Below are 20,114 nucleotides of genomic sequence, written 5' to 3'. Positions count from 1 at the left end.
CGAAGGTGACGGCACGACGACGGCGGGGACGGATGCCGCGGCTCAGCGGACGGCGCGGAGCTTCGCGCGCTCGCGCGCGGCCCGCGCGGCGGCGATCGCCGCCTCACGCCGGGCGACGGAGGCCGGGAGGGAGCGCGCGAACGCGAGCAGCACCCCGGATGCCAGCAGCACCGACAGCAGCGATGTGCCGCCCTGCGACATGAACGGCAGCGGCACGCCCAGGACAGGCAGCACGCGCAGGACGACGCCGATGTTGATGAGCGCCTGCCCGATGATCCACACCGTGATGCCGCCCGCGGCGATGCGCACGAACGGATCGTCGGTCTTGCGGATGACGTGGAAGGCGCCGACGGCGAACAGGGCGAACAGCGTCAGCACCACGGCGCAGCCGATGAGGCCGAGCTCCTCCCCGACGATCGCGAAGATGTAGTCGTTCGCCGCAGCGGGCAGCCAGTCGTACTTCTCACGCGAATTGCCGAGGCCGAGTCCGAAGACGCCGCCGCTGGCGAGGCCCCAGATGCCGTGCAGCGGCTGGTAGCAGGAGTTGAGGTAGTCGGCGAGGCAGTCCTGATCCAGGAAGCTCATGATGCGCTTCATGCGGTTCGGGCTGGTGATGGCGAACGCCGCGAGGCCCGCGGCGGCCACCAGCAGCGGGATCACGAACAGCCGCAGCTTGACGTTGGAGAAGAACAGCGCGCCCAGAAGGACGAGCACCAGGATGATCACCGTGCCGAGATCGTGCCCGGCGAGGACGGTCGCGAAGACGGCGATCGACACGGGCACGACGGGGATGAACACGTGCTGCCACTTGCTCAGCAGGGTCTGCTTGCGGAACAGCACGAACGCGAGCCAGAGCGCCAGACCGAGCTTGAGGAACTCGGACGGCTGTGCCTGCACCCCGCCGATGTTGATCCAGTTGCGGTTCCCGTCGTTGTCGATGCCCAGCGGCGTGAACACCAGCATCTGGACCGCCACGCCGATGATGAGCGCGGGCCATGCGATCTTCTTGTAGAAGGTGATCGGCAGACGGCTGGCGATGAACATGAGCGGGATGCTCACCGCGGCGAACATCACCTGCTTCAGCACCATCTCCCACGGCGCCTCGCCCTGGGCGGTGGCCGTCGCCGACGTCGCCGACAGCACCATGACGAGGCCGAAGACCGTCAGCAGGAGCGCCGTGGAGGCGATGAGCAGGAACTCGCTCGGCACCGGCGCGAAGACCCGGCCCAGCGAGACGCGGGCGGCGAGCCCGCGTCGGGCGGGAGGCTCAGGCGGAGTCGGGCTCTCCCGGGTTCGGGGCGGCTGCGTCGTGGTCATCCGGCTCCCCCGTTCCGATCCGTTCCCTCACCGCCGCAGCGAATCTGCGACCGCGGTCGGCATACGACGCGAACTGGTCGAAGGATGCCGCGGCGGGAGCGAGCAGAACCACGTCCCCGTCACGCGCCACCCCAGCCGCCAGTTCGACGACCTGCGCCATGACCTCTTCAGTCTCAGCGGCGTCGACCTCGAATACCGGCACTGCCGGCGCGTGTCGCTCGAACGCGGCGACCACCGCTGTCCGGTCGACGCCGATCACGATGGCCGCCTTCGCGCCGGCACCGCGACCCGACACGAGCTCGGAGACGTCGACGCCCTTCAGCAGTCCGCCGACGACCCACACGGCGCCCGGGTAGGCGGCGAGCGACGAGGCGGCCGCGTGCGGGTTGGTGGCCTTGGAGTCGTCGACCCAGGTGATGCCGGCGTGGCGCGCGACGACTTCGATGCGGTGCGGGTCCAGGCGGAAGGCGCGCAGGGCATCGCGGATCGCGGCAGGCGCGACGTCCAGCGAGCGTGCCAGCGCGGCAGCCGCCAGGACGTTGGAGACGATGTGCGGGGCGGCGAGGCCCAGCGAGGCGAGCTCATCGACCGTGGTGAGCTCCAGCGCACTGGTGCGCCGGTCGTCGAGGAAGGCGCGGTCGACGACGATGCCGTCGACGAGACCCAGGTCGCTCGGCCCCGGCACGCCGAGGTCGAAGCCGATGGCGCGCGCACCCTCGACCACCTCGGCGTCTTCGACCATGCGCTGGGTCGCGGCATCCGCTTTGTTGTAGACGCACGCGACGCGCGTGTTGTCGTACACGTGCGCCTTCGCCGCGCGGTACTCGTCGAAGGAGCCGTGCCACTCGAGGTGGTCGTCCGCGAGATTCAGGCAGACCGCCGCCCACGGCGACAGCGGGTCGGGAGAGTCCTGCAGCCCCAGATACCAGAGCTGGTGGCTCGACAGCTCGACCACGAGGGCGTCGAAGCCGGACGGGTCGCGCACGGCGTCGAGCACCGGCGTGCCGATGTTGCCGACGGGAGCTGCCCGCAGCCCGCCCGCCACGAGCATGCTCGCGGCGAGGCGGGTGGTCGTGGTCTTGCCGTTGGTGCCGGTGATGAGAAGCCACTCCGCCGGGGTTCCGTCCGCGCGCAGGACCTTGTCGCGCACGCGCCAGGCGAGCTCGACGTCGCCCCACAGCGCGATGTCGTTCTGCTGCGCCCACGCGATGACGGGATGCCGCGGCGAGAAGCCGGGCGACGCCACGACGACCTCGGGCGCGAAGTCCGCGAGCTCCGCCGGCACCGAAGCGAGCGAACCGGTCCACAGGCGCGCCCCGATGACCGGAAGCAGCCGCGCGTACTCCTCATCGGCCTGCTCGGTGACGACGAGGACGTCGGCGCCGAGCTCGGCCAGGGTGTCGGCGACCGAGAAGCCGGTGACCGACATCCCGAGCACCGCGACGCGGAGGCCCTTCCAATCGGCGTTCCAGCTGGTGAGGGTGGACAGTCGTTCCGAGGTCATGTGCGAGAGAGCCATTCGACGTAGAAGAATCCGACCCCCGACACCGCGAGGAGGCCGGCGATGATCCACATGCGCACCACGATGGTGACCTCCGACCAGCCGCGCAGTTCGAGGTGGTGGTGGAACGGGCTCATCAGGAACAGCCGCTTGCCGCGCGTGATCTTGAAGTAGAGGCGCTGCAGGATCACGGAACCCGGGCCGATGATGAAGACGCCGGCGACGAGCACGGCGAGCAGCTCGGTGCGGGTGAGGATCGCCATCGCGGCGATCACGCCGCCGATGGCCATCGATCCGACGTCGCCCATGAAGACCTTGGCCTTCGGCGCGTTCCACCACAGGAATCCGATCAGAGCGCCGACGAACGACGCCGAGACGATCGCCAGGTCGAACGGGTCACGGGTCGGATAGCAGGCGGCCTTGGCGGCCGCCGACAGCGCCTCCCCGCCCCAGCACGCCTGGTTGAACTGCCAGAAGGCGATGAGGCTGTACGCGCCGATCACGAAGATGCCGGCACCGGCCGCCATGCCGTCCAGGCCATCCGTCACGTTGGTGCTGTTGGAGAACGCCACGCCGATGAACGTCACCCAGGCGAGGTAGAGGATCCATCCGACGATGAGCCCGAGCGTCATGAAGCCGAGCACCGGCACGTCGCGGAACACGGAGATGTACGGCGAGGCCGGCGTCTGGTCGAACTGGTTCGGGAAGTTCAGGGCCACGATGCCGAACGGCACCGTCACGATCACCTGTCCCAGGATCTTGCGCCATCCGCTCAGTCCCATGAACTTCTGCTGGCGCACCTTCATGTAGTCGTCGATGAAGCCGACCGCGCCGAGTCCGACCATCATCCAGATCACCAGCAGACCCGAGACGGTCGGCGGGTTGTTGCCGACGTAGCAGCCGACCAGATAGCCGACGATCGTGCCGACGATGAAGATCGTGCCGCCCATCGTCGGGATGCCGCGCTTCGCCTTGTGGTTGGGGTTGCGGATGTCCTCGGGGGTGCGGATCACCTGTCCCCAGCCCCACTTGCGGAAGAGCCGCAGGAAGACGGGGGTGAGGAAGAGGGTGAATGCCAGCGAGATCGCCGCCGCCGTCAGGAGAGATCTCACGAGAACGATTCTCCCAGACGATCACCCAGGAACCGCAGTCCTGCCGAGTTCGACGACTTCACGAGCACGCGGTCGCCGTCGCGCAGTTCGCCCTGCAGGTAGTCGAACGCCTCGTCGGCGGTGGCGAAGAACACGGCCTCGTTGTCCCACGACCCCTGAGCGACCGCTTCGAGGTACATCCGGCGGGCAGCGTCGCCGACGACGACGATGCGCTGGATGCCGAGCCGCACGGCCAGCAGGCCGACGCGGTCGTGCTCCTCCTCGGCGTACTCGCCGAGCTCGCTCATCGCCCCCAGCACGGCGACGGTGCGCTCGCCCGGGCCGGTGATCTGGGCGAGGGTGCGCAGGGCCGCCGACATCGAGTCGGGGCTGGCGTTGTACGCGTCGTTGATGATGCGCACGCGATCCGATCCGAGCGGCTGCATGCGCCACCGTTCGGCGATCTCCACGGTCTCCAGGCGGGCCACGGCGTCGGCGAGCGACACCCCGAGCATGGTCGCGGCTGCGATGGCGGCGAGGGCGTTCATGACGTGGTGCTCGCCCAGCACACGCAGGCGCACCGGCAGCGAGACGCCGTCGGCGGTCACCGTGAAGGATGTTCCGGATGCCGTCACCACGACGTCGTCGGCGCGCACCTCGGCGGCGGGGCCGCGGCCGAACCACCGAACGCTCGCGCCCCGCTCCGCGGCGATCGGCGCCATCGCCGCGACGCGGGCGTCGTCGGCATTGAGCACGGCCACTCCCCCGTCGCCCAGCGCCCGCACCAGCTCGGACTTGGCGTGGAACGTGGCCTCGATGCCGCCGAACCCACCGGCGTGCGCCATGCCGACCATGAGCACGACGCCGACGTCGGGGTCGACCAGCCCTGCCAGTCGGGCGATCTCGCCGGGCGCGCTCGCGCCGAACTCGCTCACGAGGAATTCCGTGGTGTCGGTGACGCGCAGCATCGTGAGCGGCGCTCCGACCTCGTTGTTGAAGGACGCCTTCGGCGAGACCGTCTCGCCCTCGCCCTCGAGGATGCGTGCCAGCAGGTTCTTGGTGGTGGTCTTGCCGTTCGAGCCCGTGATGCCGACGACGCGCAGGGTTCCGCCGGCCCGGACGCGCTGCACGACTTCGCGGGCCAGCGCGGCGAGTGCCGCGACGACGTCGGGCACGAGGATCTGCGTCACTTCAGCGTCGACCCGGCGCTCGACGAGCGCGAGGGCGGCGCCGTTCGCGACGGCGGCGTCGACGAAAAGGTGCCCGTCGGTCTCTTCGCCGGGCTTGGCGACGAACACCCCGCCCGGGCGGATGAGCCGGGAATCGGTGTCGACGGCTCCCGAGATCAACGTGTCGGGCGTGTCGCCGTCGGCGAGGTGTGTCTCGCCCGCGATGGCATGGGCGATCTGGGCGATGGTGAGCGCGATCATCAGGGGACTCTCCGTCGGGTGGGGAGACTACCCGAACTTGGGCAGCAGCTCCGGCGACGTCGTCGAGGGCATGACGCGGTAGGTCTTGAGAACCTGGGTCATGGCCTTCTGGAACGCGGTCGCGTTGGCCGCAGACGATGTTACCTTCGTCGGCTCGTCGAGCGTGACGACGACCACGTACTGAGGGTCGTCGGCGGGAGCGAAACCGACCATGGTCGTGTAGTAGACGCCCTGCTTGTAGCCCCCGTTGCCGTCGCTCTTCTCGCCGGTGCCGGTCTTGCCGCCGATCCGGTATCCGGGAATCGCGACGGTCTTGGCGTAGGGCGCCTGCAGGAACACGTTCTCGAGCATCTGGCGCATCTCTGCCGAGGTGCTCTCGCTGATGACGCGCTCGGGGTCGCCGACCTCGGGCTCGACGACGGTGCCGTCCGCCTTGGTGCAGGACTCGATGATCTGCAGCGGCATGCGGACGCCGCCGTTCACGATCGCGCCGTACGCGCGGGCGAGCTCCGGCATCGTGGTGGTCACACCCTGCCCGAACGAGGTGTTGTACGTCGTCTGCGCACCCCACTGGTCGGCCGGATAGACCAGGCCGTTCTCCTCGCCGGGATACCCGGATCCCGTGCCCTGGCCGATGCCGAAGCGCTGGAAGTAGTCGTAGCGCGTCTGCTTGTCGACCTTCTCGCTGAACTTGGAGATGCCCGCGTTGGACGAGTCGATGAGCACGCCGGTCAGGGTGTAGGTGTTCGCGGGGTGCTTGAACGAGTCGCGCACGCGCGCCCCGTCGGCGAAGTGCTCCTCGCTGGAGGCGACCACGGTCGAGGTGGGGGTCTGCCCTCCGGCGTCGATGACGGTCGCCGCAGTGAGGCCCTTGAACGTCGATCCGGGCTCGAACGTGCCGAGGAAGATCTGGCTGGTGCGGTCCTTGACGTCGGTGGCGTCGACGTTGTTCGGGTCGACGGTCGGGTACTCGGCGGCGGCCCGCACCTTGCCCGTCTTGACCTCGTACACGAGGATCGAGCCGTGCTGGGCGACCATGTTCTGCGTCTGCTCGGCGATGAGCTGCTGCAGATACCACTGCAGGTCTCGGTTGATGGTCAGCTCCAGCGTGCCGCCGTCGGTCGCGGGGGTCTCCACCTCGGTGCCGGGGATCACGACCCCGTCCTTGCCCTTCTCGTAGGTGCGAGTGCCGTTCGTGGCGGCGAGGCAGTCGTTCTGCGAGCGCTCCAGGCTCTCCTGCGGCTTCCCGTCGGTGCCGACGAAGCCGACGAGGTTGCCGGCGACCGCGCCGTCGGGGTAGGCCCGCGCCGGATGCGGCATGCACGTGATGTAGGGCGCCTTGAGGTCGGCGAGCTCCCGGAACGTCTCCGTCGACACGCTCTTCTTCAGGTAGGCGAACTCCGAGTCCGGGTTCTCCGCGAGCGCGGCGGCGACGATGCCGCGCACCTCCTCCGGCGTCTGTCCGGTGATCCGGGCGACGTCATTCGAGACGTCCGCCCAGAGCCTGGACTTCGACTCGCCTTCGAGCACAGAAGCGTCGGTCTGCCTGATCAGCAGCGGCGAGAGCTGACAGTCGTACTGCAGGATGCTGCCGGCCAGCACCTGGCCGTTCTCATCGACGATGGCGCCGCGCGTGCCGTAGAGCGTCTGCTGGCTGGCGAAGGCGGTGTTGAGCGAGTCCTTCACGTGGTCGTCGGCGTTCACGACCTGGATGTCGACGAGGCGCACGATGAAGCCGGCGAGGACGGCGAGGACGACGGCGAGGGCGACGACGGTGCGGCGGCGGGGACTTCTCGTGCTTCGTGTCGTCATGTGCGTCTCGTGCTCTGGTCTCGCGTTCTCGTGTCGACCGCCGGCGGTGCCGTCGGTTCAGTGTGTGCTCGGAGTGGGCAGTCCGTCGGTGAGCGGCGGCGGAGTGTTGCCGACTCCGCCGTCCGGCGTCTCGGCCACCTCGACCGGTACGCCGTCGATGGTGGCGTCGGGGACGGTGACGAGAGGCGTGTCGGTGATGAGGGCGTTCGCGACCGCGCCGCGCCCGATGGCGTCGACCGAAGAGGAACCCATCGCCACCTCGGACGGACCGAGGATCGCGCCGTCGCTCAACCGGAGGTAGCTCGGCGCCTCGTTGATCACCATGCCGAGTGCGGCGGCGTTCGCGGCGAGATACTGCGGCGAGCTCAGTCCCGCGACGTCGTCGTACAGGATCTGCTTCTGGTAGGTGAGATCCCGCTGCTCTTTCGAGAGCGCGGCGAGCTCGTATGTGCTCTGGGTCGTCATGATCGACAGCGACATCTGAGCGCCGGCGATGAGGAAGGCGCCGAGCACGGCCACGATCCCGTAGAAGAGCTTGGGCCGACGGCGGCGGGCGGGTGCGTCGACGGCCTGCAGGCGCCGGCGCGGGGCATCCGCTCGGTCCGGTGCCGCACCGCCGATCGGGCGGCGCGCAGCCGGCCCAGAGAGATTGGCCGCTGTCGTGGCGTTGGCGATCGTGCTCATGCCGCACCCTTCGCGTGCTCGGGCCTGATGCGCTCGGCGGCGCGCAGGCGCACCGGCGTCGCACGCGGGTTGACCGCGCGCTCCTCGTCGGTGGCGAGCTCGGCACCCTTGACGAGCAGTCGGAATCTGGGGGTGTGCTGGGGCAGCTCGACCGGAAGGCCCGCGGGCGCGGTCGAAGCGGATGCCTCGGCGAGCGCACGCTTGATCAGGCGGTCCTCGAGCGACTGATACGACAGCACGACCACGCGCCCGCCGACCGGCAGGATGTCCAAGGCGGCAGGAATCGCGCGCTCGAGCACCGAGAGCTCGCGATTGACCTCGATACGGAGCGCCTGGAACACGCGCTTGGCGGGGTGGCCGGTGCGCTGCACCGCCGCCGGGGTCGCCGCCTGCAGGATCTCGACGAGCCGGCCCGACCGCTCGATCGGCTCCTGAGCCCGGGCCGCGATGATCGCGCGGGCATACCGGCCGGCCAGCTTCTCTTCCCCGTAGCGCTCGAAGATGCGCCGCAGATCGCCCTCGCCGTAGCTCGCGAGGATGTCGGCGGCCGTCGTGCCCGCCGACTGGTCCATGCGCATGTCGAGCGGGGCATCCTGCGCGTACGCGAAGCCGCGGTCGGCGACGTCGAGCTGCAGCGACGAGACGCCGAGATCGAACAGGATGCCGTCTGCCGCGGCGAAACCGCTCGAGGTGACGGCATCCGCGATTCCGTCGTACACGGTGTGGACGAGCGTGATGCGGTCGCCGAAGCGCGCGAGGCGCTCGCCTGCGATGCGCAGCGCGTCGGTGTCGCGGTCGAGGCCCACGAGGTGAAGGTGCGGGAAACGCTCGAGGAACGCCTCGGAGTGTCCGCCCATGCCGAGCGTCGCATCGACGAAGACGGCACCCTCGCGCTCGAGCGCGGGAGCAAGCAGCTCGAGGCAGCGCTCGAGCATGACCGGGGTGTGGATGTCGCGCAGGTTCATGATCGGCAGGGCCTCCGAGGACGTGTCCCCTGGGTCCTGATCCCCATCCGCTCTGACCTGGCACCGGGGAAGTGGCGACAGGGCGGGAGCGGCTGGGAGTCAGGGCTCAGGCGACAGGAGCCTCAGAACAGGCCCGGAATCACCTCCTGCTCCAGCTCGGCGTATGTCTCTTCGTTGGCCTCGGCGTAGGTGTTCCATGCCGTGGCGTCCCAGATCTCGGCATGAGCGCCTACGCCGGTGACGACGAGGTCGCGCTCCAGACCGGCGTATGCGCGCAGCGGAGGGGGGATCGTGATGCGGTTCTGACCGTCGGGCTTCTCGGCACTGGCACCCGAGAGGAACATGCGCAGGAAGTCGCGTGCCTGCTTGTTCGCGAGCGGGGCCTCACGGATGCGGTCGTGCACCCGTTCGAACTCCTTCTCGCTGAACACGTACAGGCAGCGATCCTGCCCGCGCGTCACGACGACACCCCCACCGAGATCGTCGCGGAACTTCGCCGGGAGGATGACGCGACCTTTGTCATCGAGCTTGGGTGTGTGCGTGCCCAAAAGCATCGGTACATCACACCCCCTTCGTCCGGCCCCCCCGGGTTATGCGCCACTTTACTCCACTCTCCTCCACTTCGCTACCGAAGGATCGCCGAACACTCCCCCGCGTACCCCGACGGGCGCTCGAGACCTGGCGCGCGGACAACAAAAAAGCACCGACCCGGAGGTCGGTGCTTCTCGCTCGGATTCAGCCGGCGGCGCTCAGCGCTCGCCTTGCCGCTTGTCCCATCGGTCGTTCATGCGGTCCATGAACGAGGAGGCATTCTGTGGTTTTGCCGGCCGGTCGGGCTCGGTCGGAATCTTGCCCGGTCCGCGGCCCGGCGTGACGGCGAGGAGGACTCCGCCCAGCATCACGACGAAGCCGATCACGCCGACGACGATCAACTGCTGCGAGACCCCGACGATCAGACCGCCGAGCCCCAGCAGCACGAGGATCGTGCCGTACACGATGTTTCGATAGCTCAGGGTGCGTCCGTCACGGGGCGCGCTGACGACATCCGCGTCGTTGCGCATGAGATGGCGCTCCATCTCGTCCAGCAGGCGCTGCTCCTGTTCGGAGAGTGGCATGCATCCCCCTCTGTACTTCGGTGGCTCGATTGTACGCGTGCCGTTCGTCACTAGGCTAGGCCCGTGTCAGCACTCGCAGAGCCGATCGAAGCCATTTCTCAGCGAGTGGACATCTTCATCTCGACACACCGCGACAGCGTGACGGATGCCGGAGCCGAGGCAGCGAGGTTCATCTCGGCCGCGGCGGACGCGGCGACCGGCGGCAAACGCCTCCGCGGACGCTTCTGCATCGCCGGGTGGAGGGCTGTGGAGGAGGCGTCGACGGCGACCGGAGACAGCCAGGACCCGGTCCTGGCCGCCGCGGCGGCGCTCGAGGTCTTCCATGCCGCCGCGCTCGTGCACGACGACCTCATCGACAACTCCGACACGCGCCGCGGCCGCCCGTCGGCGCACCGTGCGCTGGAGGCAGGGCACCGCGACTCCGGGTGGCGCGGGGACGCCGACGCCTTCGGCCGGTCAGGGGCGATCCTGCTCGGCGACCTCCTCGTCGCGTGGAGCGACGACCTCCTCGAGGAGGGACTCGCCGAGACCTCGCCCGAACGTGCGGCCGCTGCCCGCCGCGAGTACGCGCTGATGCGCCGGGAAGTCACGCTCGGCCAGTTCCTCGACATCGCCGAGGAGTCGGCCTTCGTCACCGCGCCCGACGAACGGCACGCCGAGCGCGCCTTGCGCGTGGCGTCCTTCAAGTCGGCGCGCTACAGCGTGCAGCAGCCGCTCGCCATCGGCGCGGCGCTCGCAGGAGCCGATGCCGCCCAGTCTGCGGCGCTGGCCGCGTTCGGGCATCCGCTCGGAATGGCGTTCCAGCTGCGCGACGACGTGCTGGGTGTCTTCGGCGACGAGGCCGCCACCGGCAAGCCGTCGGGCGACGACCTCCGCGAGGGCAAGCGCACCGTCCTGGTGGCCTATGCCCGCGAGGCGCTCGCGCCGGGCGCGCGGCGCCTCGTCGATGAGATGATCGGACAGCCCGACCTCGACGCGGGGCAGATTGCGGCACTGCAGCAGACCATCGTCGATACCGGCGCGCTCGACCGCGTCGAGCGCCTCATCGCCGACTACGCCCGCGAGGCAGACCACGCGTTGTCAGGGGCGCGCCTGGGCAACGCCGCCGTGGGCGAGCTGCGGGATCTGGCTCGCGCGGCGACCGTGCGCACCACCTGAAGCCTGGGTGCGCCCCGAGGGCTGCGCGACGCGGCCGGGCGGAACGTGACGCCAGCGTCAGAGCACCGTGCGCGCGACCCTGCGGACCTCGCTCTTGCGGCCGGCGAGGAGCGCCTCGATCGGCGGCATCCCGATGGACTCCTCAGGCGTGAGCAGCCAGTCGATCGCCTCGTCGTCCGAGAACCCGGCGTCGTGGAGCGCGAAGACGGTACCCCGCAGCGACGGCAGCGGGTGCCCGTCGACGATGAAGACGGACGGCACCTTCAGGACGCCGTCCCGCTTGGATCCGACGAGCTGGAACTCGTCGAGCATCCGCCGCACCCTGCCCAGCGGTTCGCCCAGCACCTCCACCAGATCGGGAAGGGTGAGCCAGTCGGTCTCGAAGCGGGAGGCGTCGTCAGAGGTCACGAGACCAACTATCTCAGATCGCCTCGTGGACGCGTCGCTCACACTCTGGCCACACCAGTCACATCAGCCACTTCTTATAGCACCCGTTGACACCAATCGACTTCCGTGACACGGTTTTCGGAGTCGGCTGAGGGGGGAAAACTCGTGCGACAGGTCCGGAGTACAAGAAACAGGGTCGATCGGAGCGCCGCCTCGTCGCGGGCGCTTCTCGGCGTCCCGGTCGCCCTCGCGGGCTCGATCGCGCTGACGCTGTCGGCCGTCCCCGCGCACGCAGCGACAGGGCATGCGGCGACAGGACATCCGAGCACCGTGGATGCCGCCGGACGAAGTGCCGACCGCGACGCCCGCGCCATGCGGCCCGGGGCGGCCGCCGTGCCGACCGTCTCCGACCCCAGGGCGGCGATGGCCGCGCCCGCGGCGACGATCGCCGCACCCGCCGCTGCCCGCGTGGCCGCGGAGACGGCGCCGGCGAGCTACACCGTGCAACCCGGCGACACCGTGAGCCGCATCGCCGCGCGCTTCGGGCTGCGCACCACCGATGTGCTCGCGCTCAACGGACTCGGATGGTCCTCGACGATCTACCCCGGCCAGGTGCTGAAGCTCGCCGGGGGCGCCGCTGCGCCCGCGCCGGCCAGCCCGGCGCCCGCGCCCACGGGTGGCGCCTACACGGTGCAGCGAGGCGACACCGTCGGCGCCATCGCGCAGCGCCACGGTCTCACGACCAATGCCGTGCTGGCCGCCAACGGGCTGGGCTGGTCGTCGATCATCTACCCCGGCCAGACCCTCACGATCCCGGGCGCCGCCGCGCCCGCGGCATCCGCTCCGGCGCCGGCACCCGCGCCCGCACCGGCTCCCGCGCCCAGTGCGCCGGCCGCCGGCAGTCACACCATCGTCGCGGGCGACACCATCAGCGCGATCGCCCATCGCTACGGTGTGACGATCGATGCCGTGCTCTCCGCCAACGGCCTCGCCCGGTCGTCGATCATCTACCCCGGGCAGACGCTCAGGATCCCGGCATCCGCGCCGTCCGTTCCCGGACTGACCGCCGAGCAGGTCGCCAACGCGCAGCTGATCGTGCGCATCGGCCGCGAGCTCGGAGTGTCGGACCACGGCATCGCGATCGCACTCGGCACCGCGATGCAGGAGTCGTCGCTGCGCAACGTGACCTGGGGAGACCGGGATTCGCTCGGACTGTTCCAGCAGCGGCCGAGCTACGGCTGGGGCACCGAGGCCGAGGTGCAGGACGCTGCACGTGCGACCCGCGCGTTCTTCGGCGGCTCGGGAGATCCGAACGGCTCCCGCACACGCGGGCTCCTCGACATCCCCGGCTGGGAGGGGCTGACGTTCACGCAGGCGGCCCAGGCGGTGCAGATCTCGGCGTATCCCGACGCCTACGCGCAGTGGGAGACGTCGGCGCACGCATGGCTCGCCGCGCTCCGCTGATCGCGCTGAGGAACCGTCACATTACGATCTCGCCGGGTGAGGCGCTCCGCGTGCTCGCGGGCCCGCGTCCGTAGACTCTCAGCGTGAGCACGAGTCAGCAGACGGACCCGCTGATCGGCCGTCTGGTCGACGGCCGGTACCGGGTGCGTGCTCGCATCGCGCGCGGCGGCATGGCGACGGTCTACGTCGCCACCGATCTGCGCCTCGAGCGTCGCATCGCGCTCAAGGTCATGCATGGCCATCTCAGCGACGACACGGTGTTCCAGAGCCGGTTCATCCAGGAGGCCCGCGCCGCCGCCCGCCTGGCCGATCCGAACGTGGTGAACGTGTTCGACCAGGGCCAGGACGGCGATATGGCGTACCTGGTCATGGAGTACCTCCCCGGCATCACGCTGCGCGAGCTCCTCCGCGAGCAGCGCCGGCTCACCGTGCCGCAGGCGGTGTCGATTCTCGACGCGGTCCTCTCGGGTCTCGCGGCCGCACACAAGGCGGGCATCGTGCACCGCGACGTCAAGCCCGAGAATGTGCTCCTCGCCGAAGACGGCCGGATCAAGATCGGAGACTTCGGGCTCGCGCGTGCCACGACGGCGAACACCGCATCCGGCGCGCAGTTGCTCGGCACGATCGCCTACCTCGCTCCCGAGCTCGTCACCCGCGGCACCGCCGATGCCCGCAGCGACATCTACGCCATCGGCATCATGCTCTACGAGATGCTCACCGGTGAGCAGCCCTACAAGGGCGAGCAGCCGATGCAGATCGCTTTCCAGCATGCGACCGACTCGGTGCCCCGGCCGAGCGTGAAGAACCCCGGCGTGCCCGAGCAGCTCGACGAGCTCGTGCTGTGGGCGACCGAGAAGTCGCCCGACGAGCGACCGATCGACGCCCGCGAGATGCTGCAGCGCCTGCGCGACATCGAGCGCGAGCTCGGCATCTCGCCCACTGTCACCCGGACGGGCCCGATCGGCGTCGTGCGCAACGAGGTCACGCCCACGGGCGAGCTCACCGCGGTGCTGCCGAGCGTCGCGACCGGCCCCACCGCCGCGATGGAGGAGGTCGACAACGCCGGCCGCCTGCGCCGCGCCACCCAGCGCCGCCGCTCCCGCGGAGCGTGGCTCATCGTCCTGGTGCTGCTGCTGGCGGCGCTCGCCGGCGGGCTCGGCTGGTGGTTCGGCTCCGGACCCGGCTCCCTCGTCGCCGTCGCCGATGTCACCGGAAAGTCTTTCGAAGAGGCCGCCGCCATATTCGAAGAGGACTCCCTCATCGCGGTCCAGCAGGGCGAGAACAGCCTCGAGGTGGCTGCCGGGCAGGTCATCCGCACCAATCCGCCGCAGGGCACACGCGTCGAGAAGTCCTCCGAGATCAACGTATTCGTCTCGCTCGGTCCCGCAGAGGCGACGTTCACCGCTTTCGCAGGCATGTCCGAGGACGACGCGCGCGCCACCTTCACGGGGCAGTCCGTCTCGGTCGCGGACGACAGCGCCACGTTCTTCACGGATGCGCCGGCCGGTACGGTCGTCGGCGCCTTCGTCCGGCCGGCGGGGGCTCCCGACGACGGGTCGCAGGACGTCCCGTGCATCGACGGCTGCACGGTCCACCAGGGCGACAGCGCCTGGCTCCAGGTGTCGCTCGGCCCGCTGCCGGACGTCGCCGGCGAGAGCGAGGGCAAGGCGCGCAGCACCCTCGAGGGCCTCGGGCTCACCGTCGCCGATCCCAGTCAGACCGAGGCGAGCGACTCGGTGGACGAGGGGCGCGTCATCCGCGTGATCGGCAAGGAGGACGGCGGCTGGCTCGCCCCCGGCGACACGGTGACCCTGGTCGTGTCGACCGGTCCCCCGCTGTTCGCGATCCCCGATCTCGTCGGCATGACGCTCGCCGAGGCTCGCCAGGCGGCCACCGATGCCGGCTTCACGATCGACTACGACGACCGCTGGGATGCCTTCCCCGACCCGTTCACACAGGTCGAGTCGCAGAAGCCCGACGCCGAGGACCTGGAGCCGCGGGGCACCGTGATCTCCCTGCGGATCGCCGCCGCACTCTGACCGAGAACAGAGAAGATCCCGGATGCCGCGGGCCGCGGCATCCGGGATCTTCGGCGTCGTCAGGAGCGCGCGGTGAGCTTCTCGAGCTCCTCCGCGACGAGGAACGCCAGCTCGAGCGACTGCATGTGGTTCAGGCGCGGATCGCAGAGCGACTCGTAGCGCGTCGCCAAAGCGGCCTCGTCGATCTCTTCGGACCCGCCGAGGCATTCGGTGACGTCGTCGCCGGTGAGCTCGACGTGGATGCCGCCCGGGAAGGTGCCGACCGCGCGGTGCGCCTCGAAGAAGCCGCGCACCTCGTCCACGACGTCGTCGAAGCGACGCGTCTTGTAGCCGGTCGGCGTGGTGATCCCGTTGCCGTGCATCGGGTCGGTGACCCACAGCGGCGTGGCACCCGAGTCGCGCACGGCCTCCAGCAGCGGGGGCAGCGCGTCGCGGATCTTGCCCGCGCCCATCCGGGTGATGAACGTGAGGCGGCCCGGCTCGCGGTTCGGGTCGAGCTTGTCGATGAGGGCCAGCGCCGTCTCCGGCGTGGTCGTCGGTCCGAGCTTCACGCCGATGGGGTTGCGGATCTTCGAGAAGTAGTCGACGTGCGCGCCGTCGAGGTCGCGCGTGCGCTCGCCGATCCAGAGGAAGTGCGCCGAGGTGTTGTACGGCGTGCCGGTGCGCGAGTCGATCCGCGTCATTGGCCGCTCGTAGTCCATCAGCAGGCCCTCGTGGCCGGTGTAGAACTCGACGCGCTTGAGCTCGTCGAAGTCGGCGCCGGCCGCCTCCATGAACCGGATGGCGCGGTCGATCTCGGTCGCCAGGCGCTCGTACTGCTGGTTCGCCGGGTTCTGCGCGAAGCCCTTGTTCCAGGAGTGCACCTCGCGAAGGTCGGCGAAGCCGCCCTGCGTGAACGCGCGGATGAGGTTGATGGTCGAAGCCGCCGTGTGGTACCCCTTCAGCAGACGCTGCGGGTCGGCCTGACGCGAGCCCTCGGTGAAGTCGTAGCCGTTCACGATGTCGCCGCGGTACGCGGGGAGGGTGACGTCCCCGCGGGTCTCCGTGTCGCTGGAGCGGGGCTTGGCGAACTGGCCGGCCATGCGGCCCATCTTGACGATGGGCATCGATGCGCCGTACGTGAGCACGACGGCCATCTGGAGCACCGTCTTGATGCGGTTGCGGATCTGCTCGGCGGTGGCACCCGCGAAGGTCTCGGCGCAGTCGCCGCCCTGCAGCAGGAACGCACGTCCCGAGGCCGCCCGGGCGAGGCGGTCGCGCAGGTTGTCGACCTCGCCCGCGAACACCAGCGGGGGCAGCGTGGCGAGCTCTGCAGATGTGGCCGCCACCAGCTCGGCGTCATACCACTGCGGCTGCTGCTTGATGGGCAGGGTCCGCCAGTGGTCGAGTGCGTCGAGCTGCTGAAGCATCCCTCGAGTCTAGCCGTGGCGGGCCGACGGCCGGCGCCGCGTGACGCTCGTTCGCCGGGCCGTCAGGAGCGCTTCTTCTTCAGGCGATCCTTCACCGTCGAGGCGTAGACGTCCTCGTACTCCTGCTCGCCCAGCCGCTGCAGTGCGACCATGATCTCGTCGGTGATCGAGCGCAGGATGTAGCGGTCGCCCTCCATGCCGGCGAAGCGCGAGAAGTCGAGCGGCTCACCGATGACGATGCCGACTCGCACGATGCGCGGCACGGTGGTGCCGATCGGCATCATCGTGTCGGTGTCGACCATGAGCACCGGCACCACGGGCACGTGGGCTTCGAGCGCCATGCGCGCGATGCCGGTGCGGCCGCGATACAGCTTGCCGTCGGGGCTGCGCGTGCCCTCGGGATAGATTCCGAGCAGCTCGCCGCTGCCCAGCACCTGCAGCCCGGTGTTGAGCGAGGCCTCCGAGGCCTTGCCGCCGGAGCGGTCGATCGGGAGCTGGCCGGTGCCCTTCATGAAGATGCGAGTGGCCATGCCCTTGAGCCCCTTGCCCGTGAAGTAGTCGCTCTTGGCCAGGAACGCCACGCGCCGGTCGAGCATCAGCGGCAGGAAGACCGAGTCGACGAACGACAGGTGGTTGCTCGCGAGGATCGCGGCACCTTCGGCGGGGACGTTGCGGCGGCCGACGATCCACGGGCGCCAGATCGCCTTGACGATCGGCCCGATCACCACGTACTTCATCAGCCAGTAGAACATCGCTATGCCTCGGTGCCCGCCAGGTCCGCCGCGCCGATGAGGCCCGCGTCGTTCACGAGCTTCGCGATCGCGAACGTCGCGATGGGCCGGTCGCCGTAGCCGGGCAGCGACCGCTCGTACGCCACGCGCATGGGCTCCAGCAGTGCGTCGCCGAGCTGCGCGACGCCGCCGCCGATGACGAAGAGCTCGGGGTCGAGCACGGCCTGGAACCCGCCGCACGCCTCCCCGAGGGCCGTCGCGACGCGACGCAGGGCCTCGGCGGCGCCGGCGTCGCCCGCGAGGACGAGTCGTGACACCGCCGGTCCGCTGATCGAGCCGTGCTGGTCGCGGTGAGCCGCAAGCGCTGCGCCGATGCCGCCCGCGTCGGCGATCTCACCGGCCTCGCGCTGCAGCGCACGCCCCGACGCGTACTGCTCGAGGCATCCCCTCTGTCCGCAGCCGCACAGAAGACCGTCGCGGATGAAGCGGGTATGACCGAGCTCGGCGGCGATGCCGTGTCCGCCGCGGAAGAGTTGGCCGTCGAGGACGATGGCGCCGCCGACCCCGGTCCCCATCGTCAGCATGATCATGTGGTCGACGCCGCGTCCGGCCCCGAAGCGGAACTCGGCCCACCCGGCGGCGTTCGCATCGTTCTCGATGGTGACCGGAAGGTCGATGCCGTCTTCGAGCGTCGCCTTCAGCGGCTCGTTGTGCCAGTCGATGTTCGGCGCGTGGATGACGGTGGCGCGGTCTCGGTCGATGAATCCCGCTGCCGCCACACCCACGGCGGCGACGCGGTGCGCCGCCCGGAAGTAGCGGGCCATGTCGACGACGGCCTGCGCGAGGGCGTCGGTGTCGCTCGGGGTGTCGACGCGGAGCTGCTCGACGATGTGGCCGTCCTGATCGACGACGCCTCCCGCGATCTTGGTTCCGCCGATGTCGATACCGACCTTGAGCACGATCTCCCTCTCCGGCCGCCGCACGTACGACAGCCCGTGAAGTCTACCGAGGCGGTCCCCGTCCACAGCCGCCACCGGCGGGCGTGTGACGGCCGATTAGACTCGGGTGAGATCCACCCGAGATTCAGTCGTCCGGTACCGAAGGAGCTGCCGTGGTCCAGTTCGAAGTCCCCGCCATCGTCCCCGCTGATCCGCAGGCGAACATCACCGACCTGCTGGTCGAGCGCGTCAAGGCGACCCCTGACCGCGCATTGTTCGCCGTGCCCGATGGTGACGGATGGCGCGACATCACCGCCGCCGAGTTCCAGAAGCAAGTCATCGCGCTCGCGAAGGGGTTCGTGGCCGGCGGCATCGCGCCCGGCGACAAGGTGGGCTTCATCGCCCGCACCACGTACGACTGGACCCTGGTCGATTTCGCGCTGTTCTATGCCGGCGCCGTGATGGTGCCGATCTACGAGACCAGCTCGACCGGTCAGATCGCATGGAACCTCACCGACTCCGGTGCGATCGCGCTCATCACCGAGCTGCCGGAGCACACCGCCCGCTTCGCGGAGGCGCGCGACGAGCTGCCGCTCATCCGCTCCGCCTGGGAGATGCACAGCGGCGACCTCGACCGGCTCATCGCTGAGGGCGCGAGCGTCTCCGACGACGAGATCGAACGGCGACGCAACCTCGCCAACGGCGCCGACATCGCCACCCTCATCTACACGTCGGGCTCCACCGGCCGCCCGAAGGGGTGCGTCCTCACCCACAGCAACTTCGTCGAGCTCACGCGCAACGCGACGCTGTCGAACCAGGAGGTCTTCGCGACTCCGGGCGCCTCGACGCTGCTGTTCATCACGACGGCCCACGTGTTCGCCCGGTTCATCTCGATCCTCGACATCCACGCCGGAGTGAAGACGGGACACCAGCCCGACACCAAGCAGCTGCTGCCCGCGCTCGGCTCCTTCAAGCCGACGTTCCTCCTCGCCGTACCCCGCGTCTTCGAGAAGGTCTACAACTCCGCCGAGCAGAAGGCCGAGGCGGGCGGCAAGGGCAAGATCTTCCGCGCCGCCGCCCACACCGCCGTCGAGCACTCGCGACTGCAGCAGGAGGGCAAGAAGATCCCCCTGGGCACGAAGCTCAAGTTCGCGCTCTTCGATCGGCTCGTCTACAGCAAGCTCCGCACCGCGATGGGCGGGAACATCGCCTACGCCGTCTCGGGCTCGGCACCGCTCGGACCCCGCCTCGGACACTTCTTCCACAGCCTCGGAGTGACCATCCTCGAGGGCTACGGCCTCACCGAGACCACCGCGCCCGCAACGGTCAACCAGGCCCGCAAGTCGAAGATCGGCACGGTCGGACCGGTCATCCCCGGCGTCGGCGTCCGCCTCGGCGACGACGGCGAGATCCAGGTCCGCGGCGTCAACGTGTTCAAGGAGTACTGGCGCAATCCCGAGGCCACGGCCGAGGCGTTCGACGGCGACTGGTTCAAGACGGGCGACATCGGCTCGTTCGACGACGAGGGCTTCCTCACGATCACCGGCCGCAAGAAGGAGATCATCGTCACCGCCGGCGGCAAGAACGTCTCCCCCGCTGCGCTGGAGGACCCCATCCGCGCCAACCCGATCGTCAGCCAGGTCGTGGTCGTGGGCGACCAGAAGCCCTTCATCGCGGCGCTCGTGACGCTCGACCCCGAGATGCTGCCGACGTGGCTGGCCAACAACGGCCTGCCCGCCGACATGCCGATCGCCGATGCGGCGAAGAACGACGCCGTGCGCGCCGAGGTGCAGCGCGCGATCGACCGCGCCAACACGTCGGTGTCACGCGCCGAGTCGATCCGCAAGTTCACGATCCTCTCGACGGAGTGGACCGAGGGCAGCGGCCACCTGACGCCCAAGATGAGCATCAAGCGCAATGTGATCCTCGCCGACTTCGCCGACGACATCGCTGAGCTCTACGCCGTGCCCGTCAGCACGACGAACGTCTCGCTCTCGTAGCGGAGGACGGATGCCGAAGCCCCGGGCCCATCAGGGTCCGGGGCTTCGTCGTCTCGGTCTCGCCCGCGGCCGA

The 20,114-nt window shown here is 69.7% G+C and carries 17 protein-coding genes; 4 read left to right on the top strand and 13 right to left on the bottom strand.

Features of this window, described 5'->3' with window-relative positions:
- Positions 1–42: 42 nt before the first annotated feature.
- The 9 genes from ftsW to NCG93_RS01970 all read right to left on the bottom strand — a co-directional run bounded on the left by ftsW (position 43) and on the right by NCG93_RS01970 (position 9,915).
- A complete protein-coding gene (gene ftsW / locus NCG93_RS02010; RefSeq protein ID WP_194415814.1) occupies positions 43–1,317 on the bottom strand; it encodes a putative lipid II flippase FtsW in 1,275 nt (424 codons plus the stop codon).
- Entirely contained in the window at positions 1,268–2,821 is a 1,554-nt protein-coding gene (gene murD, locus NCG93_RS02005) for a UDP-N-acetylmuramoyl-L-alanine--D-glutamate ligase (RefSeq protein ID WP_194415816.1), read from the bottom strand. The genes ftsW and murD overlap by 50 nt, the downstream gene beginning before the upstream one ends.
- A complete protein-coding gene (gene mraY / locus NCG93_RS02000) occupies positions 2,818–3,930 on the bottom strand; it encodes a phospho-N-acetylmuramoyl-pentapeptide-transferase (protein ID WP_194415818.1) in 1,113 nt (370 codons plus the stop codon). Before mraY ends, murD begins: the two co-directional genes overlap by 4 nt.
- Entirely contained in the window at positions 3,927–5,339 is a 1,413-nt protein-coding gene (locus tag NCG93_RS01995; RefSeq protein WP_194415821.1) for a UDP-N-acetylmuramoyl-tripeptide--D-alanyl-D-alanine ligase, read from the bottom strand. The genes mraY and NCG93_RS01995 overlap by 4 nt, the downstream gene beginning before the upstream one ends.
- Positions 5,340–5,366: 27 nt before the next feature.
- The gene (locus NCG93_RS01990; protein WP_194415824.1) at positions 5,367–7,151 is read right to left on the bottom strand and encodes a peptidoglycan D,D-transpeptidase FtsI family protein; all 1,785 of its coding nucleotides are present in this window, start codon (positions 7,149–7,151) and stop codon (positions 5,367–5,369) included.
- A 57-nt stretch (positions 7,152–7,208) separates the two neighbouring features.
- On the bottom strand, positions 7,209–7,835 hold the full coding sequence (ftsL, locus tag NCG93_RS01985) for a cell division protein FtsL (protein WP_206687852.1): 627 nt from the start codon (positions 7,833–7,835) through the stop codon (positions 7,209–7,211).
- Entirely contained in the window at positions 7,832–8,800 is a 969-nt protein-coding gene (gene rsmH / locus NCG93_RS01980) for a 16S rRNA (cytosine(1402)-N(4))-methyltransferase RsmH (RefSeq protein WP_194415826.1), read from the bottom strand. The genes ftsL and rsmH overlap by 4 nt, the downstream gene beginning before the upstream one ends.
- A gap of 122 nt (positions 8,801–8,922) precedes the next feature.
- Positions 8,923–9,354: a division/cell wall cluster transcriptional repressor MraZ gene (gene mraZ / locus NCG93_RS01975; protein ID WP_194415828.1), complete on the bottom strand. Its 432-nt coding sequence runs from the start codon at positions 9,352–9,354 to the stop codon at positions 8,923–8,925.
- Positions 9,355–9,549: 195 nt separating this feature from the next.
- Positions 9,550–9,915, bottom strand: a complete 366-nt coding sequence (locus NCG93_RS01970) for an SCO2097 family morphological protein (RefSeq protein WP_194415830.1) — start codon at positions 9,913–9,915, stop codon at positions 9,550–9,552.
- A gap of 63 nt (positions 9,916–9,978) precedes the next feature.
- On the opposite strand from NCG93_RS01970, the gene NCG93_RS01965 reads away from it, so the two are divergent.
- Positions 9,979–11,073: a polyprenyl synthetase family protein gene (locus tag NCG93_RS01965; RefSeq protein WP_194415832.1), complete on the top strand. Its 1,095-nt coding sequence runs from the start codon at positions 9,979–9,981 to the stop codon at positions 11,071–11,073.
- Between the two features lie 57 nt (positions 11,074–11,130).
- On the opposite strand, the gene NCG93_RS01960 is transcribed toward NCG93_RS01965, so the two are convergent.
- Entirely contained in the window at positions 11,131–11,481 is a 351-nt protein-coding gene (locus NCG93_RS01960) for an Rv2175c family DNA-binding protein (protein ID WP_194415834.1), read from the bottom strand.
- A gap of 402 nt (positions 11,482–11,883) precedes the next feature.
- On the opposite strand from NCG93_RS01960, the gene NCG93_RS01955 reads away from it, so the two are divergent.
- Together NCG93_RS01955 and pknB are read left to right on the top strand one after the other, a co-directional pair.
- Positions 11,884–12,924 carry a LysM peptidoglycan-binding domain-containing protein gene (locus NCG93_RS01955; RefSeq protein WP_194416097.1) on the top strand — a complete coding sequence of 347 codons (1,041 nt, stop codon included), beginning with the start codon at positions 11,884–11,886 and terminating at the stop codon, positions 12,922–12,924.
- Between the two features lie 83 nt (positions 12,925–13,007).
- The gene (gene pknB, locus NCG93_RS01950) at positions 13,008–14,963 is read left to right on the top strand and encodes a Stk1 family PASTA domain-containing Ser/Thr kinase (RefSeq protein ID WP_194415836.1); all 1,956 of its coding nucleotides are present in this window, start codon (positions 13,008–13,010) and stop codon (positions 14,961–14,963) included.
- A 59-nt stretch (positions 14,964–15,022) separates the two neighbouring features.
- Here the strand turns inward: pknB and NCG93_RS01945 are convergent, their stop codons facing one another.
- The 3 genes from NCG93_RS01945 to NCG93_RS01935 form a co-directional block, all read right to left on the bottom strand.
- Entirely contained in the window at positions 15,023–16,372 is a 1,350-nt protein-coding gene (locus NCG93_RS01945; RefSeq protein ID WP_194415838.1) for a class II 3-deoxy-7-phosphoheptulonate synthase, read from the bottom strand.
- Between the two features lie 62 nt (positions 16,373–16,434).
- Positions 16,435–17,124 (bottom strand): lysophospholipid acyltransferase family protein, encoded by a 690-nt coding sequence (locus NCG93_RS01940; protein WP_194415840.1) that lies wholly within the window; start codon positions 17,122–17,124, stop codon positions 16,435–16,437.
- Positions 17,125–17,126: 2 nt separating this feature from the next.
- The gene (locus tag NCG93_RS01935; protein WP_194415842.1) at positions 17,127–18,062 is read right to left on the bottom strand and encodes an ROK family glucokinase; all 936 of its coding nucleotides are present in this window, start codon (positions 18,060–18,062) and stop codon (positions 17,127–17,129) included.
- Between the two features lie 152 nt (positions 18,063–18,214).
- Between NCG93_RS01935 and NCG93_RS01930 the strand changes: the two genes are divergently transcribed.
- Positions 18,215–20,041: an AMP-dependent synthetase/ligase gene (locus NCG93_RS01930; RefSeq protein ID WP_194415844.1), complete on the top strand. Its 1,827-nt coding sequence runs from the start codon at positions 18,215–18,217 to the stop codon at positions 20,039–20,041.
- Positions 20,042–20,114: the final 73 nt, after the last annotated feature.

The sequence above is a fragment of the Microbacterium yannicii genome, from assembly GCF_024055635.1.
In the GTDB taxonomy this organism is placed as follows: Bacteria; Actinomycetota; Actinomycetes; order Actinomycetales; family Microbacteriaceae; genus Microbacterium; species Microbacterium yannicii.
This window is presented reverse-complemented; position numbering and strand designations above follow the sequence as displayed.